This window comes from Catenibacterium faecis, assembly GCF_014306455.1.
Classification (GTDB): domain Bacteria; phylum Bacillota_I; class Bacilli_A; order Erysipelotrichales; family Coprobacillaceae; genus Catenibacterium; species Catenibacterium mitsuoka_A.
Map to the genome: position 1 here is coordinate 19,042 of NZ_JACRWG010000009.1, position 17,329 is coordinate 36,370.

Sequence of the window (17,329 nt, forward strand, 5' to 3'; positions counted from 1 at the left end):
TCATATAAGCTAAATTAAAGCTGATAGAAATGAAAAGAACCTTGTGAATACAAGGTTCTAGATATCCATCTCAAAGATGAATTTTGTATTTGTGATATTATTTCCTGATAGACCACTATAATTGTCTTTTTCTTTTAACTTCTTAATTGTAGTTATATCAGTGATCTTTTGAATACCTTCTTGATCAAATAGACTCATTCCTTCAGATAAGCTTTTTGCACCCGTTACAAGTGTCTGGTATTGTTGAGAAAGTTCATTTCCAGCCTGACTCAACTCTGATAAGCTAGAAGATAATGTCTCTAATTGTTTTGATACAGGACTTTGAGAAAGCAATTGTGAGAGTTGTTCTAAACTCTTCTTATTTTGTATTAAGCTTTCCTGAACACCTTCACTGATTGCTTTATTGATTGCTATACGCTGTTCATCTGTGAGATCAATATTATTTATTTTAGATTGAATGAATTCTGTAGGATTATTCATGGAAGATATTAAGTTTTTAATAAGTGCTTGTGTAGATGCGTTATATTGTTTAGAACCTTCTAACAATGCATTGGCTCCATCGCTTACTTTTGACACATTGGACATATATGTATGAAGGTATTGTCCATACGTTGTACATCCTGCTAGTAATTGAGCTGCACCTTCTACAAGTTTCTGTGATGATTGATTTAATTGATCCGTTGTCTTTGTGAGTTCACTTAAGTCTAAATCTTTAAACATACCATCAGTAAATACAGTACTCATATAGTCACATTGGAAGTTCTTGATCTTCATAGTTACTTCCATAGAATCCTTAAATGGTTCATGACCAGGACATCCTAATCCAACAATAGCCTGATAATTATCCATCAACATGCTTTTTCCGTTCTTTATTTCAATATCACTGACTGTTTCTTGAGGAAGAAGCATAATAGTAGTCGCTACGAAAGGAGTCTCGGTATTATTCTTATACTTAAATACAGCCTTTAATGTACCTGTTTTACCTTTGATATTTGTAACTTTCTGTCCATCTAAATAATAAGTCACATCTACATCAACAGGAAGAGTCGTATCTAAAGTACCTTCATACTGGATACTATTCTTATTATTTTCTATCAACAATTGATGATCATTCAAGGTGATATTCTCATCACCTTTATTACTAATATCTTTTAATATAGTTGTATCCTTAATAAGATCACCTTCACTTATAGAAGGGATAGTGACTTCTGCTTTTGTGCTTTTTATCTCTCCAAGTGTATTTGTCTTTACAGTAATAGTTTCACTCTTATTCACTGCTTCCTTTACATTGTGACCTTCTTCACTTAATACAACAAGTGTTTCTTCTTTGACTGTCTTTGTTTTATTCGTCTTTGTCTCCGTTGTACATCCTGTAAGCATGATACAACATAGTATCGCTATTAACTTCTTATTCATACAAGAACCCCCCCTATTCCACATTCTTCAATGCATCCTGCATTGGAATCTTTTTAATCTTCTTATACTCAATCAACATCACTATAAAATAACTGATAAAACCAATAACGATTGTCTTTAAGAAAGTAAGGTTACTTACCGTTAGAGGCATCCATCCAGCCATCTCTTCTTTCATCATTGCTTCAAATATTGGCTTTAATATCGCATAATCGAGTGGCACAGTGATCAGAATAAACAAAGATACAATAATAGATGTAGACACAATATAAATAGAACTTACTTCATGATTTGTATAACCAAGAATTTTTGTCATAGAAATAGATTGCGCATTCTTTTCAATAATTGTTTTTGTAAGAAGATAAATAAGCACAATAAACATGATGACAGCCATTCCACAAAGTAAATAAGCCATACTTCCCATTGATACATTCAATTGTCGAGATACTTTACTTAATGAATCATAATCAATGGTTGTGCCTATATACTTTTCATTCATGTCAGTAATAGGATTCTTTGAGAAATAACCAGAAAAATAATCATCATCTAAATCAAATAACTGATTCATTTTTTTCTGATTCATGAATATCGCAATCGCACCTGGATAGTTATATTCACCACTGACCTTTAATGTATACTTCTTATCTGTATACTCTGTCTTTAAGTGAATGACATCACCTTTATGAATATGATATTTATCTGCATAAGCACTTGATACATAAACACCATCATTAATAGAAATATAACGACTATTCTTCTTTACACCATATACAGTCACAGTATCTAATGTATTGTCTTCCATCTTTAAGCTATAAGCACTAAACTTCTCTGCTGTTTTTTCTTCTGTTTCTATTCCTTTTGTGAAAGTATAAGCTTCTATCATATTAGAAAAGCTCTTTTCACTAGACTGCAAGCTTGCTGGTACTTTAAGAATATATTGATAATCTGCAAACATATTCTGTTTAATATTGGTTCCATAGGAATTAATAATATCTGGCATCGCAAGTCCAAATAATAAGATCATATTCGCAAACATTAATCCAATAAACATCACAATATAATGGGCTTTATTTTGAAGAATAATACGTGTTCTAAAACGTGTAATAAAAGGAATACGTGCTGACAAAGGCATGACATGTGATTGTTTGTGTCTCTTTAAATCTCTTCTTAAGAATTTAAGAGGAGATAGAGACAACTGTCTATTTAATATAAAGAGATTAATTATAAACATGAGTATAACAGGTACAATTGTTGTTTGAATAAAAGCCCCTGCACTCCAGACTGTTTGATAAGTCGTTAAACTATAACTGGCATAATATAAATTCGCCATAGTTACTCTAAAATAGGTATAACCTAGAATATTACCTATCAAGGCACTCATAAGTGTCACAATAATAGGAAGTGTCATATAGTGACGGATCAATTCTTTCTTTGTATAACCAGATGCCAGTAATGTCCCAATCACATTAGATTCTTTCTGGATTGTATTGGTCATAGTGACCGCAAATACAAATGCGATAATCACAATCATGATATATAAGAGAAGTCTGACCATCACGCCATCACTACCCATATCATCACCAGTAAAATGAATAGCCTGATTCTCATATTGAGGGATATATTCTTCTAGATGTACTTCTTTATTCAATAACTTTAAGAATAATTCAGATTTCTTTTCTTCATTCTTTGGTTTATTTGTATAAAGCCATGAATAGCTATAGGTCATATGTGCTGTATCCCATTGATTGAATAAAGAAGGTTGTACAACAGCCACACCAAACTTGATGGCATCAAACATCGTATCGCTGTTATTCTCAAATAATGCGGAATAATCTGGTAAAGCCACTAAACCACAGATCTTTAATGAATGATTCTGACTCTTAATAGTATCCCCAATAGATAACTTGTTGTTGACGGCATACATACGATCTATCGCAATTTCTTTATCATTTTGAGGAAGTTTTCCTTTCATCACACATACTTTATTTACGCTTTGAGGTGTCGCAAAGATACGTAATTTATTTCCATTGATCAATGTTTCTTCTACATAAGAATGATCATAGAGATGTACACCGGCTTTAGAAATATTGATCAAAGACTGATTATTTAGTTTCTTATCTACATTAAAGTGACCATCTTCAATCGTATACTTCTCAAAACTTTCATTATAAGCTTTGATCATACTCTCATCCGCCACAATAAAACCAGATACAAGACCAATCATACCTGTCATCAATAAGAAGATAACAAGATACTTACTCCAGTCTTCTTTTAATTCGCGTATAAAACGTTTATTTAATGGATTCTTCATATTACCAATCCACCTCATTAACTCGTTTACGATCTGTATTCATATAGTCTTCTTTAATTATTCCATCATGTAATACACAGATATGATTCGCAATATACTTAATAGATTCATTATGTGTCACCATGATGATTGTATTTCCAAATCTTTCATTAATATCACAGATTAACTGTAATATATCCTGTGAAGTGCGATAATCGAGTGCGCCAGTCGGTTCATCACAAAGAAGTATATCTGGATTCTTTATGACTGCACGTCCAATTGCAGTACGCTGTTGTTGTCCACCAGATAATTGATTAGGTAATTTATTTTGATGCTCATATAAACCAAGTGTATGTAATAAATCATCAATATCCAAAGGCTTCTTACTTAAATAAGCACCTACTTCGATATTCTCTCTCACTGTTAAGTTAGGAATTAAATTATACATCTGGAATATATAACCTAAATGATCACGTCTATATTGACTTAATTCCTTCTCCTTCATTGTCTTTAAATGATGTTTATTAATAATAAGTTCTCCCTCATCTAAACTATCAATACCCCCAATAATATTAAGTAGTGTAGATTTACCAGAACCAGAAGGACCAAGCAATACACAGAATTCTCCTTTATTAATAGTCATATCAATCCCCTTTAATACATCAATATGACTCTCTCCTTGTCCAAAAGACTTCTTTAAATCCTTAATCTCTAAAAAATTCATAACATCTCCTCCTATGTTAGTATCACCTAACTATATTATAGCCTAATAGTTAGTTCGTGCAAACTAAAAACTATGATATAATGAAGAAAAAATGAGGTACATATATGAATTATACAGAAGAAGAATTATGCACATTAGTTAAACAATTACCAGATATTCAATATAACTTACAAATGCCTGTGACTTCTATTAATCTATTAGGCTTAACACCTGATTTATTTGATGAAGAAGTCTATGAAATATTAAAGGATTATTTTACTGAACAAAAATACAATGTCCTTACAACTTTCTTATATCATGATACATCATTGGATATGGCCGGTTATGCAGATGTAAATATTGTAGTATCAGTGAAAGGATTAAAGATTGCAGAATTATTAAAAGAGAAGTATGGCACACCTTATGTTGTAGGATTCCCATATGGTAAGTTCTCTTCTTATTTCTTTATGGCTGTTGAACAGGCATTAGAAACTGGCATTGACCAGATTCCTTATCAGAACTTCTTTAGACTACAGACAGAGCAGATGATTCAATTACATGGTGATCCTGTCATTATGAGTTCTATTGGTTTCTCTTTATCACAACAATATGATTTTGGTTATCAAGTGATATCAGATAGAAAAGAAACATTAGGTACAGTAGATTTGAAAGATACTAAAAAAGATGATATCCAAGTCGATATCACCTTCCCATTACATGAATCTATATTTGATTTAACCATTCATGACCTGTAATACACAATTTTCTATTGTTTCTATTCCCTGATCATGAAAAGCATGAAGTAAATCTTCATCATAAGTTCCTGGCTGCATCCAGGCATACTTGATACCAAGCTCTCTCATCTCTCTGATATAAGTCATACCAATCGTTTTATTGACGACAAAAACAACAACATCTACAGGGTACTCTATATCCATCAGAGATGTATACATCTTATCATTGTCTATTGTGTCATACTTAGGAGATATACCATAGACATGCTTACCTGCATTCTTTAAGCACTGATATATTTGATAACTGTACTTCTCAGGATCAGGACTCATCCCAATGATACAATAATTATTATAGATCTTTAAAATATCTCTTTCTTTCATCGTTCATCACCGTTTTTATTATATCATACCACCAACATTTTTGATTGAATTTTACACCATAATAATGCATTTGTGGTATAATGACAAACGCGAATTGATGTGTTAATATAGACACGTATTAAATAAGAAAGGAAGGTCGTTTATAGTGTACGATATTATAGTTGTAGGTGCTGGCCATGCAGGTATTGAAGCATGTCTTGCTGGTGCAAGAACAGGAAATAAAACATTACTTATTACAAGCAACTTCTCTAATGCAGGAAGCATGCCTTGTAATACATCCATTGGAGGACCTGCAAAAGGCATTATTGTAAGAGAAATAGATGCACTTGGGGGACAGATGGGTAAAACTACAGATGCGACTTACCTTCAGATGAAGATGTTGAATACTGCGAAAGGACCAGGTGTTCAGTCTCTTCGTGCACAGGCAGATAAGAAAGCTTATCCACGCTATATGCAGAAAGTATTAAAGGAACAAGAAAATCTTGATATTGTAGAAGCAATGGTAGAGGATTTGATTGTAGAAGGTGATGAGTGTAAGGGTGTTATCCTTGCGGATGGTACACGCTATGAATCTCGTACCACAATTCTTACTACAGGAACTTATTTAAAGGCTGAAGTCCTTGTAGGTCATTCTAAGACTCCTAGTGGACCAGATAAACAGAAGGAAAGCTTATATTTATCAAGTAAGTTAAAGGATTATGGATTTAGAATCCAAAGATTAAAGACAGGTACACCACCTCGTGTAGAAATCAATTCTATTGATTATTCAAAAACAACAGTACAGCCTGGTACAGATGCGAAACTTTCATTCTCATATGAAACAACACATTTCACACCAGTAGAAGATCAAACTGTATGTTACTTAACATATACAACGGCAGAAACACATAAACTTATTAGAGATAATCTAGATAAATGCGCGATGTTCTCAGGACTTATTAAAGGTATTGGACCACGTTATTGTCCATCTATTGAAGATAAGGTTGTTAAGTTTGCGGATAAGGAAAGACATCAGATCTTTCTTGAACCAGAATCTAAGGAAATGAATACAATCTATGTACAGGGATTCTCTACATCCATGCCTCATGATATTCAGGAAAAGATGGTGCATTCATTACCAGGACTTGAAAACTGCACTATTTTAAAATATGCATATGCGATTGAATATGATGCGATTGATCCATTACAGTTATGGCCTAGTCTAGAAACAAAGGTATTAAAGAATCTCTTTACTGCAGGTCAGATCAACGGTACTTCAGGTTATGAAGAAGCAGCAGGTCAGGGACTTATTGCTGGTATTAATGCGTCTAAGAAGGTAAAGGGTAATAAACCTTTAATCTTGAAACGTGATGAAGCTTATATTGGTGTATTGATTGATGACTTAGTGACTAAAGGTACTAAAGAACCATATCGTATGTTAACAAGTCGTGCTGAATATAGATTATTATTAAGACATGATAATGCGGATGAAAGATTAAGAAAATATGGCCATGATGCAGGTCTTGTAAATGATGAAGTCTATTCACTTTACTTAGATAAAATGAATCGTATCCATGCTGAAATAGAACGTCTAGATACCATTCATTTCTCACCTAAGAGTGAAATCAATGACCTCTTAGAAGAAAAGGGCTCAACACGTTTAAAAGAAGGTGTAACTGCCCGTGCTATTCTTCAAAGACCAGAATTAGTCTATGAAGACTTATTACCTTATATTGAACATGTTGACTTAACTGAAGAAGAAATGAGAAGAGTCACTATTCTTATTAAATATAAGGGATATATTGAAAAAACATTAAGACAAGTAGAAAAAGTAAAGAATATGGAAGAAAAGCAGATTCCTGCTGACTTGGACTATGATGATGTATTAAACTTATCATTAGAAGCAAGACAGAAACTAAAGAAAGTGAGACCTGTAACTATTGGTCAGGCAACACGTATTTCTGGTATTAATCCTGCAGATATTTCTGTTTTACTTATTCACTTAAAAACACAATACGGAGATTAATATGACACAACAAGAATTTATTGTGAGCTTAGAAGAAAAAGGCATTGTGCTTTCAGAGAAACAGATTGAACAGTTTGAAAAGTATTATGAAATACTAGTAGAATGGAATGAGAAGATGAACTTAACAGCTATTACAGATAGAGAAGGTGTTTATTTAAAACACTTCTATGATTCTCTTACAATTGCGTTTGATTTTCCATTCTCTAATCAAACAATCTGTGATGTAGGTGCAGGTGCTGGATTCCCTTCAGTTCCACTTAAAATCGTTTATCCAGAATTAAATGTCACTATTGTAGATTCTTTGAATAAGAGAATCACATTCTTGAATCACTTATTTAAAGAATTAGAATTAGATCATATTCAAGCAGTTGCATCACGTGCTGAAGATTTCTGTAAAGATCATCGTGAATCATTTGATATCGTCATGGCCCGTGCAGTTGCAAGATTAAATATCTTAGATGAACTTTGTCTCCCATTAGTGAAGAAAGATGGTTACTTCCTTTCATTAAAAGGACTCAAAGCCCCTGAAGAATTAAAAGATGCGAAGGGAGGCATAAAGGTACTTGGAGGAGAAGTGATGGATGATTTTACTTTTACTTTAAGTGATCAGAATGATCACCGTCATAACATCGTAATCAAGAAAGTGAAATCAACACCTGCAAAGTACCCAAGAAACTATGGACAAATTAAGAAAAAGCCTTTATAGAAGGAAAAAGAACGTTATTAAAGATGCTTATTGTTTCTTAGACATCAATGATATTGTTGCCAACAAGGAACAGCCACGTACTCATTTTGAAGATGAGAAGATCCAGGAACTCGCTGAATCTATTATGCAGAATGGTCTCTTACAGCCTATCGTAGTCAGAGAATATGAAGGTAAATATCAGATTGTTGTAGGGGAAAGAAGATACCGTGCCTGCAAACTAGCAGGTATTACAGAAGTACCATGTATCATCCAGGAACTCGATGACAATCAGACTGCCAATGCCGCATTAGTAGAAAATATTCAAAGGGAAAATCTTTCAGCAATAGAAGAAGCCTTAGCTTACCAGCAGATTCTAGATACACAGGGTTTAACACAAGCCCAGTTAGCTGAAAAGGTAGGTAAGAAGCAGTCTACAGTGGCTAATAAACTTAGACTCTTAAAGCTTCCTATCACTGTACAGGAATCAGTTAAGAAAAAAGAAATTTCTGAAAGACATGCCCGTGCTTTATTAAAACTAGAAGATACAGCACAACAAAATAATATGTTGAAGGAGATTCTTGAACAGAACTTAACTGTCGATGAAACAGAAAAAAGAATTGCGAAACTATTAACACCAAAAAAAGAAAAACCACGTGTACGTAAATTCTCTAGAAGTGTTAAAATCGCAATCAATACAATCAATCAGGCAGTAAAGATGGTCACTGATGCAGGAACTGATGTAGAAGAAAACATCGATGAAACAGATGACGAAGTCATCATTACTCTAAAAGTAAAGAAGTAGATCCTAATTACTAGGACCTACTTCTTTTTTAAACCTTTCTGGAATTCTATTATGGAATACAATATCCATAACTTCATCATAACTAAATTCATAACATTCATCTGTTTCAGTCACATGTATTCTTAATACATCACCTCTCTCTGCTTCTGTTAAGAATAAATATAAATTTTTCATCAATTCTTCCATAGCGGCCCTCCTATATATTTATTCTCAAAGAATCTTTAAATTACTTAATGATATAATAAAAAAGATTGAGCTAAGCTCAATCTTCAACACATACGCATACAGGTGCAGGAATCTCTAATTCAGAATCTGTCATCAATAGCTTTTCATTCTCTTCATCAAAAGTAAGTACCTGAAGCTTATTATCTTCCTGTGCACCTACAATAACATACTTATCATCAATAATATTGAAGTCTCTAGGTTCTTTACCAGTATGTACCATATAAAGTAAAGAAATCTTACCATTCTCTTTATTGACTCTATATAAGGCAATAGAATTATGACCTCTATTAGAAATAAGTAGATGTTCTCCACTCTTTGTGAGATGAATTGCGGCAGCTGCATTAAATCCTTTAAAATGACGTGGAACACAATGAATGGCCTGAACTAAACTCATACGACCCTCATTATATTTAAAGACCATGATCTTATTCGCAATCTCATTAATGAGATAACCATAACGCCCATCCTGTGAGAAAATCAAATGTCTAGGACCAGAACCAGGTACAACATTTACTGTATAATCTGTATTCTCTTTTAGTACACCATCTTTATAATTGTACATCACAATCTTATCAGCACCTAAATCTACAGCATATAAGAAACGTCTGTCAGGTGTAAAACCAACATTATGGACATGAGGTGCAGTCTGTCTCTTTAATAAATCAGGACCCATACCAGTATGTCTCACAGCCCCAATTTTATGATCAATACGATAATTTTCTAGCTTATAAGCAGCTGTTGCACCAACATGATAGTTTGCCGCAAAGATATACTTATTATCATCAGAGATACATAAATGTGTATAACTTCTACCAGAAGAAGAATAGTTATTATTAAGAATCAATTCATTCTTATGAATACTAAAACTTCCTAATCCTCCACCTTCATTATTAGATCTCGCATTCTTATAAGATACATAAAGTTCTTTATTCTTCGCAATCAAATATGATGGAAAATCTTGAGTTAATATCTGTTGTATTTTCTTTAATTCCAATGTTTCTTCATTAAAAGAAACGATATAGATTCCTTTATCGTCACCTTTACCGTAGCTTGCAACATAAAACGTTTTCATAGGACACCTCCATATGAAAATATTTTATCATAATTATTCTCTATTTACTAATGAGTTTCGTTATTATAAAATAATTGTACAATAGTCAAAGGAGGACAAAAGGTTGGATAATAAGGAACTTTTATCTATGAGTGATGGTCTTTTAATTCAATTGTTACAGAAAAATGCAAGATATAAGGTTTCTGACCTAGCCGCCGCGCTAGCAGAATCTAAAGACAGCATTGTAGAAAGATTAAATAGACTAGAAAAAGAGAAGATTATTTGTGGTTACCATACTATTGTCAACTGGGACAAGACAAATACTGAACTTGTGACTGCGATGATTGAGATTAATGCTATTCCTGAAAGAGAATATGGTTATGATCGTATTGCATCACACATTTATAAGTACGAAGAAATTGAAACAATGTATTTATTATCTGGTGATTATGATTTTATGTGCATTGTAAAGGGTCGTACTATGCAGGAAGTCGCGCACTTTGTTGCATCTAAATTGGCATGTATTCCTGGTGTTACAGGAACAAAAACAACATTTGTGTTAAAGCCATATAAGACAGATGGACATGTCCTAGTAGATGATGAAGATGGTAAAAATACGCGACTGGTGGTGACTCCATAAAATGGATTATGAGAAGAAATTAAGTACTGCAGCACAAACTATTAAACCAAGTGGTATTCGTAAGTTCTTTGATCTTGCAAACCAGATGGAAGGTGTTATTTCATTAGGTGTAGGGGAACCTGATTTTGCGACACCTTGGAAGATTAGAGAAGCTGCAATCTATTCAATTGAAAAAGGACGTACTTTCTATACCGCAAACAGAGGTTTATTAGAATTACGTCAGGAAATTAGTAATTATTATTATCGTCGTTTTGGTGTACATTATGATCCTGAAAATGAAATTATTGTGACTGTAGGTGGTTCAGAAGGTATCGATATCGCAGTAAGAGCCTTAATGAATCCAGGTGATGAAATGATTATCTTAGACCCAGGATATGTTGCTTATGAACCAAGTGTTATTCTTTCAGGAGGAGTACCTGTAAGAATTCACCTAGAAGAAAAAGATGAATTCAAATTAACACCTGAAAAGCTTAAAGCAGCTATTACACCAAAGACAAAGGTCATGTTGATCAACTTCCCTTCAAACCCAACAGGTGGGGCAATGACAAGAGAAGACTATGAGAAACTTGTACCTATTATTAAAGAATCAGGTATTATTGTTATATCAGATGAAATCTATGCAGAATTAAGCTATGAAGAACCATTCTGTACATTGGCTTCATTCCCAGAAATCAGAGATCAGATTATTGTCATCAATGGTTTCTCTAAGGCCTATGCCATGACAGGATGGAGACTTGGTTATGTTCTTGCAAACCCAGTATTCTCTAAGGCAATGTGTAAGATTCATCAGTATATTATCATGTCAGCACCTACTGGTGCACAATATGGTGCAATAGATGGACTGAGACATTGTGATAAAGAAGTAGAAGAAATGAGAGCCTCTTATCTCTCACGTAGAAACTTCCTTGTAAAAACATTTAATGATATGGGACTTCATACATTTAACCCAATGGGTGCTTTCTATGTATTCCCATGTATTCGTTCTACAGGTCTTACATCTGAAGAATTCTGTGAAGAACTATTAAATGATCAGAAGGTAGCCTGTGTACCAGGTACAGCCTTTGGTGATGCTGGAGAAGGATTTATTCGTGTCTCTTATGCATACTCACTAGAAGAATTAAAAATTGCGACTGAGAAGATTAAACTATTCTTAGATAACTTAAAAAACAGATCTCATTAGAGGTCTGTTTTTTCTCTTTCTAGCATTTCCTGATAGCTATAAACACAGCCACAGTAGTTCTGTCTATACATATGATATTCATCACTCATACGTGTTGATTTTAAATAACCATTATCCTTCTTAAAATCACTATGAAGGAATTTTGGTGTCTCTAGATCTAAATCATTACCAATCTCATTGATCCATTGGCTATTCTTATGAGGAGAAACAGACAACACAGTTGTCCAATAATCAAAACCATGCATTCTAGCATAATCTCTTGCTTTCTCCATTCTTACTTTATAACACACATAACAGCGGTAGCCCTTTTCTCCAGTATCCTTATATGGCGCAATATGCGTTAAATATTCTTCAGGATCATAGGTATCTTCTACCACCTGCACATTCTGGTTCTCTTTATCATTGAACTCTTTCACAAATCTTTCTAACTCAGATTCACGCCGATGATACTCATCAGCAGGGTAGATATTACTATTTGTATAATAAATAGTAATATCAAAGTACTGACATAACTCTTTAATTACATTAGAAGAACAAGGACCACAGCATGCATGAAGCAATAACTTTGGACGTCCTTCTAAATGTTTAAGAGTCTCCAACATCACTAAACGATAATTCTGTTTCATTAGTGGATGAACATTGCATCACCAAATGAGAAGAAACGATACTTCTCATTTACTGCAATCTTATAGGCATTTAAGATATGTTCTCTACCTGCAAGAGCACTTACAAGCATCACTAATGTAGACTTAGGAAGATGGAAGTTTGTGATCAATGCATCAATACCAGTAAATGTATAACCAGGATAAATAAAGATATTTGTATTTTCATGAGCTGCTTTGAAGCATCCATATTTAGAATGGTTGGCTTCTAATGTACGACAAGAAGTAGTACCCACCGCAATAATACGTCTACCTTCTTTTTTAGCCTGATTTAATTTTTCAGCTACTTCTTCACTGATTTCATAATATTCACTATGCATATGATGTTCTAATACATTTTCTACCTTAACAGGTCTAAATGTGCCTAAACCAACATGTAAAGTCACATCTAGGATTTCGACCCCTTTTTCTCTTACTTTCTGAAGTAATTCTTCAGTAAAATGTAAGCCTGCAGTAGGGGCAGCAGCACTACCTTCTACCTTTGCATAGACTGTCTGATAACGATCAGGATCATTTAACTTTTCTTTAATATATGGTGGTAAAGGCATAATACCTAACTGATCTAGAATTTCATAGAAAATTCCATCATAAATCATCTTGAAGATACGAATACCTTCTTCTCTGATTTCAGTACACTGAGCCTTTAAACGACCATCACCAAAAGTAATCACAGTACCTAGCTTTACAATCTTCGCATTACCTACTAAACATTCCCATAAATCATCATGAAGATCCTTTAATAAAAGAACTTCTACATGTCCACCAGTTTCTTCCTTAAGACCATAAAGACGTGCTGGAATAACCTTTGTATTATTTCTTACAAGCACATCACCTGGCTTTAGATAATCTAGAATATCATAGAAGTGTTTATGTTCAACATTTCCTGTTTCTTTATCTAGAACCATTAAACGTGAAGTATCACGTTTCTTTAATGGTGTCTGTGCAATTAATTCTTCCGGAAGATCATAATCAAATAATTCAATATCCATAAAACTAAAACGCCCTTTCATAAACATCACGACCATACTGTTCTAAGAATTCTTCCTTAAAATCAGCTAAACGGTCTTCTTGAATTGCTTTTCTAATATCTGCTGCAAGATCTAATAAGAATGCAACATTGTGAATAGATAATAAAGACTTACCAAAGATTTCATCACACTTGTGAAGATGTCTTAAATAAGCTCTTGTATAATTTCTACATGCATAACAATGACACTTATCATCAATAGGAGTAAAGTCACGCTTATACTTTTCATTATTGATATTCATACGTCCATGATGTGTCATAAGTGCACCATGTCTAGCGACACGTGTAGGAAGTACACAGTCAAACATATCAATACCTCTCATAGCACCTTCAATTAAATCAATAGGATTACCTACACCCATTAAATATCTAGGCTTATCTTCAGGTAACCACTTAACACTATCTTCAATCATTTTATACATGATTGGTTTAGGTTCACCTACAGAAGTACCACCAATAGAATAACCAGGGAAATCCATATCAACTAAAGTCTTAGCACTTAGTTCACGTAAATCCGCAAACTCACCACCCTGGACAATACCAAATAAAGCCTGGTCTTCTCTCTTATGTGCTTCCTGACCTCTCTTAGCCCATCTTAATGTTCTTTCTACAGAGTTCTTCATATAATCATGAGTACATGGATAAGGTGCACATTCATCAAAACTCATAATAATATCAGCACCTAGATCTTCCTGAATTGCGATAGACTTTTCAGGAGATAAGAATAGCTTAGAACCATCCACAATACTCTTGAAGGTAACACCTTCTTCTTCAATCTTACGTGTCTTACCTAATGAGAATACCTGGAATCCTCCAGAGTCTGTAAGAATAGGTCCATCATAGTTCATGAACTGATGAAGCCCTCCTGCATCTCTTACAATATCACTTCCTGGTCTTAACCATAAATGATAAGTATTTGCAAGTACAACCTGAGAGCCCATTTCTTTAAGCTGTTCAGGAGAAATACCTTTTACTGTTGCCAGTGTTCCTACAGGCATGAACATAGGTGTTTCTACATCACCATGTGGTGTATGAAGAATCCCATATCTTGCGCCTGTCTGTTTACATACGTGTTTACATTCATACCAAAAATCTTTCATTTAATCACCTCGATAACCTTGGATATTATACGAAAAAATACGCATTAAATCAATAAAAAAGGGGAAAGCTCCCCTTTCTTAAGAATATTATTTGTGTTTTAGGTCATCCAGTTTTTTAAGGATTAGAAGACCAAAGATAATAATCAGTCCAATAATCACTAAGCCATAGGATCTAATGTTTGTATCATAAGGTGATATAATATACACTATTTGTTCGACACAAACTAAAGCGAAAAGTGATGAAATAAAGCAAATGAAAAATTTTACTACAAGACTGTTTTTAAGATACTTCTTGATACTGTTCTTCATAAAATTTCCTCCATCTAAATTATAACAAATTTTGTTATTAAGAATGAATAAAATAAGGTAAAATAAAAAAAGAGGTGATGACGCATGGTTTAGCCCTTGCAATCATTACTCCTAAATGGATGACTTATTTATTAAACAAAGATGAAACTGTGGCTGGAGACTTTGCTCGTTTTGGTTTGAATGTGATGTGTATTCAAGATCAAGGTAATGATCAAGATAATGCAAAAGCAGGAATTGAAGCTTTACAAAACTTCATTAAAGATGAACTTCTTTTACCTACAACACTTAGTGAAATGAATATTACAGATGAAAAATTTGACGAATTAAATGTTAAGGCTTGTTATGGTCAAGACTCTTTACCAAGAGCTTATCGACCATTGAGCCAAGAAGATTGTTTAAATATTTATAAAATGTGTTTATAAGAGGAAGCGTTTAGCTTCCTTTTTGTTTATAATAAAGTAAAGGGTTGTTTTCATGAATAATGTTGTACACTTTAATATGATTCTAGAAATCAATCAATTACTTAAAGAAAATAATATAGAATATTCAATTCATGGTGTTGGTGGATGTACATGCTGTGGGTTAGAACTTAGACAAGATGGTAAAAGTTATCCACAGATAAGATTTTAGAAATCATAAATGGTTTTTTAAAAAATCACTGGATTTATGTTCAAGAAAACAAAAATCAGCCAGGATATCTTACAGTTTATTCAAAATTTGATTAAAAACCTTGACTATAAAGTAACTCTATAGTGTTAGATAAAGTTAAGGAAGGGGTGTTATCTATGAAAACACACGAATTAGAAAAAGAATTAGGAATCTCAAAACATACCATCTTCTATTATGAAAAGGAAGGAATCGTTACACCACAAAGAGATGACAATGGTTATCGTAGTTATAGCCAAGAAGATTTACAAAAATTGATCATGGTAAAATTTTTACGTAATTTAAATATTTCTATTGATGATGTAAAAGCAATTTTAAATAATGAACTAGATTTTAAAGAATGTTTAAAAATCAATCAAATTCATCTAGAAAAACAAATTAAGAGTTTAGAAGAAGTTCAAGGAAATATTGAAATGTATGTAAGAAAAGATTTACCAATGTTACCCGCTTTACAACAAATCCAAAGAGAAACAAAGAATTATAAATTAGGTTATCAAAAAACAACGGATACAGTATCTCTTGGAAGAAGACTTACAAAGAAACTCGCAATAAAAAAATTCTTATATAAATTTATTCCTACATTTTTAATTGTTTTATCCTTTAGTGCTGTGAATGAGCAAGATGTTTTAACAAGAGTACTTTCAGTATTAGTGATTTCATTTGTATTTACAAATGGTTTTATTGCTGCTGATTTCCAGTTTTCACAATTATGGTTAAGATTACCACTTGATCAAACAAGAAATCAATCGGTAGAGTTTTTAAATGATCGTATTCGTTATTATCAATTTAAAGGTTATATAGATAATGTAAAATATTTTTATTCTGTTTTATTGGGTAAAGAAGATAAATTTATAAAGGAATATAAATATGAAGATATTCAAAGTGTAGAACTTCTTTTAAAACATCGTTATGAAAATTATGGAACACCGATTGCTAGAGATTGGTATGTTCTTGATTATCGCTTTGAATTTAAAGATGGGAATCATTTCTATTTCTATTGTCCTTTTACAATTGATGATGATGCCCGCTTTATTGGAATGATTTTAGATGAAAAGGTAGAAAATGTGATCGATAAAGATCATGTCATAGATGCTTTAAAAAATGGTATTCATTTAAATGATTATATGAAAAAGACTGAAGATTAAAAGTTTATAATGTTCTATATAAATATATTACAATAAAATTATAAGTACTAACTATTTTTAACGGGAGGAAACAGTACAATGAAAAATAGAATGATTATCAAAATTATTGTCTCAATTCTTTTAGCCTATCTAATGGTTTATATTATTGATTCATTGCTTAGTAATTCTTATTTATCTCAACCAGGAATTAATCATATTGTTATCCTTGATTTTATTTTTGCATGTTGCATTGTTATTATTGCGCTTATTATCATATTTGGTTTTTTAATCTTAAATAAGCATAAGTAATTCTAGAATTCAACTTATGTATT

General features: G+C 32.8%; 19 protein-coding genes. 10 read left to right on the top strand and 9 right to left on the bottom strand.

The window, feature by feature from the left end; translation table 11 throughout:
• Positions 1-57: 57 nt before the first annotated feature.
• The 3 genes from H8909_RS03795 to H8909_RS03805 are packed head-to-tail and all read right to left on the bottom strand — an operon-like array spanning position 58 to position 4,427.
• Positions 58-1,416, bottom strand: coding sequence for a hypothetical protein (locus tag H8909_RS03795; protein ID WP_187011901.1), 1,359 nt, complete (start codon positions 1,414-1,416; stop codon positions 58-60).
• A 13-nt stretch (positions 1,417-1,429) separates the two neighbouring features.
• Positions 1,430-3,724 (bottom strand): ABC transporter permease, encoded by a 2,295-nt coding sequence (locus H8909_RS03800; RefSeq protein ID WP_187011902.1) that lies wholly within the window; start codon positions 3,722-3,724, stop codon positions 1,430-1,432.
• Position 3,725: 1 nt separating this feature from the next.
• Entirely contained in the window at positions 3,726-4,427 is a 702-nt protein-coding gene (locus tag H8909_RS03805) for an ABC transporter ATP-binding protein (protein ID WP_187011903.1), read from the bottom strand.
• A 104-nt stretch (positions 4,428-4,531) separates the two neighbouring features.
• Here H8909_RS03805 and H8909_RS03810 point away from each other — a divergent pair, with 104 nt between their 5' ends.
• Entirely contained in the window at positions 4,532-5,161 is a 630-nt protein-coding gene (locus H8909_RS03810; RefSeq protein WP_187011904.1) for a hypothetical protein, read from the top strand.
• Here the strand turns inward: H8909_RS03810 and H8909_RS03815 are convergent.
• The gene (locus H8909_RS03815) at positions 5,141-5,521 is read right to left on the bottom strand and encodes a CoA-binding protein (RefSeq protein ID WP_187011905.1); all 381 of its coding nucleotides are present in this window, start codon (positions 5,519-5,521) and stop codon (positions 5,141-5,143) included. The genes H8909_RS03810 and H8909_RS03815 overlap by 21 nt on opposite strands.
• 145 nt (positions 5,522-5,666) lie before the next feature.
• On the opposite strand from H8909_RS03815, the gene mnmG reads away from it, so the two are divergent.
• The 3 genes from mnmG to noc are packed head-to-tail and all read left to right on the top strand — an operon-like array spanning position 5,667 to position 9,013.
• Positions 5,667-7,526, top strand: coding sequence for a tRNA uridine-5-carboxymethylaminomethyl(34) synthesis enzyme MnmG (gene mnmG, locus H8909_RS03820; protein WP_187011906.1), 1,860 nt, complete (start codon positions 5,667-5,669; stop codon positions 7,524-7,526).
• Position 7,527: 1 nt separating this feature from the next.
• Positions 7,528-8,232, top strand: a complete 705-nt coding sequence (rsmG, locus tag H8909_RS03825) for a 16S rRNA (guanine(527)-N(7))-methyltransferase RsmG (protein WP_006505089.1) — start codon at positions 7,528-7,530, stop codon at positions 8,230-8,232.
• Positions 8,204-9,013: a nucleoid occlusion protein gene (noc, locus tag H8909_RS03830; RefSeq protein ID WP_187011907.1), complete on the top strand. Its 810-nt coding sequence runs from the start codon at positions 8,204-8,206 to the stop codon at positions 9,011-9,013. Before rsmG ends, noc begins: the two co-directional genes overlap by 29 nt.
• A 3-nt stretch (positions 9,014-9,016) precedes the next feature.
• Here the strand turns inward: noc and H8909_RS03835 are convergent, their stop codons facing one another.
• Together H8909_RS03835 and H8909_RS03840 are read right to left on the bottom strand one after the other, a co-directional pair.
• Entirely contained in the window at positions 9,017-9,199 is a 183-nt protein-coding gene (locus H8909_RS03835; RefSeq protein WP_187011908.1) for a hypothetical protein, read from the bottom strand.
• A 76-nt stretch (positions 9,200-9,275) separates the two neighbouring features.
• The gene (locus H8909_RS03840) at positions 9,276-10,310 is read right to left on the bottom strand and encodes a lactonase family protein (protein ID WP_187011909.1); all 1,035 of its coding nucleotides are present in this window, start codon (positions 10,308-10,310) and stop codon (positions 9,276-9,278) included.
• A gap of 127 nt (positions 10,311-10,437) precedes the next feature.
• Here H8909_RS03840 and H8909_RS03845 point away from each other — a divergent pair, with 127 nt between their 5' ends.
• Together H8909_RS03845 and H8909_RS03850 are read left to right on the top strand one after the other, a co-directional pair.
• Complete coding sequence (locus tag H8909_RS03845; RefSeq protein WP_006506908.1) at positions 10,438-10,929, top strand: Lrp/AsnC family transcriptional regulator; 492 nt, start codon at positions 10,438-10,440, stop codon at positions 10,927-10,929.
• Between the two features lies 1 nt (position 10,930).
• Positions 10,931-12,109 carry an aminotransferase class I/II-fold pyridoxal phosphate-dependent enzyme gene (locus H8909_RS03850; RefSeq protein WP_117458540.1) on the top strand — a complete coding sequence of 393 codons (1,179 nt, stop codon included), beginning with the start codon at positions 10,931-10,933 and terminating at the stop codon, positions 12,107-12,109.
• Here H8909_RS03850 and H8909_RS03855 read toward each other — a convergent pair.
• The 3 genes from H8909_RS03855 to tgt are packed head-to-tail and all read right to left on the bottom strand — an operon-like array spanning position 12,106 to position 14,898.
• Positions 12,106-12,735, bottom strand: a complete 630-nt coding sequence (locus H8909_RS03855; protein ID WP_187011910.1) for an epoxyqueuosine reductase QueH — start codon at positions 12,733-12,735, stop codon at positions 12,106-12,108. The two genes, H8909_RS03850 and H8909_RS03855, sit on opposite strands and share 4 nt — an antisense overlap.
• Entirely contained in the window at positions 12,735-13,760 is a 1,026-nt protein-coding gene (gene queA, locus H8909_RS03860; protein ID WP_187011924.1) for a tRNA preQ1(34) S-adenosylmethionine ribosyltransferase-isomerase QueA, read from the bottom strand. Before queA ends, H8909_RS03855 begins: the two co-directional genes overlap by 1 nt.
• Positions 13,761-13,764: 4 nt before the next feature.
• Positions 13,765-14,898: a tRNA guanosine(34) transglycosylase Tgt gene (gene tgt, locus H8909_RS03865; protein ID WP_022424920.1), complete on the bottom strand. Its 1,134-nt coding sequence runs from the start codon at positions 14,896-14,898 to the stop codon at positions 13,765-13,767.
• Positions 14,899-15,284: 386 nt separating this feature from the next.
• On the opposite strand from tgt, the gene H8909_RS03870 reads away from it, so the two are divergent.
• The 4 genes from H8909_RS03870 (at position 15,285) to H8909_RS03885 (ending at position 17,306) form a co-directional block, all read left to right on the top strand.
• A complete protein-coding gene (locus H8909_RS03870) occupies positions 15,285-15,629 on the top strand; it encodes a dehydroquinate synthase/iron-containing alcohol dehydrogenase family protein (RefSeq protein ID WP_187011911.1) in 345 nt (114 codons plus the stop codon).
• Positions 15,630-15,681: 52 nt separating this feature from the next.
• Positions 15,682-15,837 (top strand): RDAC family protein, encoded by a 156-nt coding sequence (locus H8909_RS13460; RefSeq protein WP_226793442.1) that lies wholly within the window; start codon positions 15,682-15,684, stop codon positions 15,835-15,837.
• A gap of 155 nt (positions 15,838-15,992) precedes the next feature.
• Entirely contained in the window at positions 15,993-17,018 is a 1,026-nt protein-coding gene (locus H8909_RS03880) for a MerR family transcriptional regulator (RefSeq protein WP_187011912.1), read from the top strand.
• Positions 17,019-17,096: 78 nt separating this feature from the next.
• Positions 17,097-17,306 carry a hypothetical protein gene (locus H8909_RS03885; RefSeq protein WP_187011913.1) on the top strand — a complete coding sequence of 70 codons (210 nt, stop codon included), beginning with the start codon at positions 17,097-17,099 and terminating at the stop codon, positions 17,304-17,306.
• Positions 17,307-17,329 lie beyond the last annotated feature (23 nt).

Coding starts and splice junctions, on each gene's coding strand:
- H8909_RS03815 (WP_187011905.1), bottom strand. CDS start 5,521: ATGAAAGAAAGAGATATTTTAAAGATCTATAATAATTATTGTATCATT.
- rsmG (WP_006505089.1), top strand. CDS start 7,528: ATGACACAACAAGAATTTATTGTGAGCTTAGAAGAAAAAGGCATTGTG.
- H8909_RS03840 (WP_187011909.1), bottom strand. CDS start 10,310: ATGAAAACGTTTTATGTTGCAAGCTACGGTAAAGGTGACGATAAAGGA.
- H8909_RS03885 (WP_187011913.1), top strand. CDS start 17,097: ATGAAAAATAGAATGATTATCAAAATTATTGTCTCAATTCTTTTAGCC.
- H8909_RS03810 (WP_187011904.1), top strand. CDS start 4,532: ATGAATTATACAGAAGAAGAATTATGCACATTAGTTAAACAATTACCA.
- H8909_RS03845 (WP_006506908.1), top strand. CDS start 10,438: ATGAGTGATGGTCTTTTAATTCAATTGTTACAGAAAAATGCAAGATAT.
- H8909_RS03880 (WP_187011912.1), top strand. CDS start 15,993: ATGAAAACACACGAATTAGAAAAAGAATTAGGAATCTCAAAACATACC.
- H8909_RS03855 (WP_187011910.1), bottom strand. CDS start 12,735: ATGAAACAGAATTATCGTTTAGTGATGTTGGAGACTCTTAAACATTTA.
- H8909_RS03800 (WP_187011902.1), bottom strand. CDS start 3,724: ATGAAGAATCCATTAAATAAACGTTTTATACGCGAATTAAAAGAAGAC.
- H8909_RS03835 (WP_187011908.1), bottom strand. CDS start 9,199: ATGGAAGAATTGATGAAAAATTTATATTTATTCTTAACAGAAGCAGAG.
- H8909_RS03795 (WP_187011901.1), bottom strand. CDS start 1,416: ATGAATAAGAAGTTAATAGCGATACTATGTTGTATCATGCTTACAGGA.
- H8909_RS03870 (WP_187011911.1), top strand. CDS start 15,285: ATGACGCATGGTTTAGCCCTTGCAATCATTACTCCTAAATGGATGACT.
- H8909_RS03805 (WP_187011903.1), bottom strand. CDS start 4,427: ATGAATTTTTTAGAGATTAAGGATTTAAAGAAGTCTTTTGGACAAGGA.
- queA (WP_187011924.1), bottom strand. CDS start 13,760: ATGGATATTGAATTATTTGATTATGATCTTCCGGAAGAATTAATTGCA.
- H8909_RS13460 (WP_226793442.1), top strand. CDS start 15,682: ATGAATAATGTTGTACACTTTAATATGATTCTAGAAATCAATCAATTA.
- tgt (WP_022424920.1), bottom strand. CDS start 14,898: ATGAAAGATTTTTGGTATGAATGTAAACACGTATGTAAACAGACAGGC.
- noc (WP_187011907.1), top strand. CDS start 8,204: ATGGACAAATTAAGAAAAAGCCTTTATAGAAGGAAAAAGAACGTTATT.
- H8909_RS03850 (WP_117458540.1), top strand. CDS start 10,931: ATGGATTATGAGAAGAAATTAAGTACTGCAGCACAAACTATTAAACCA.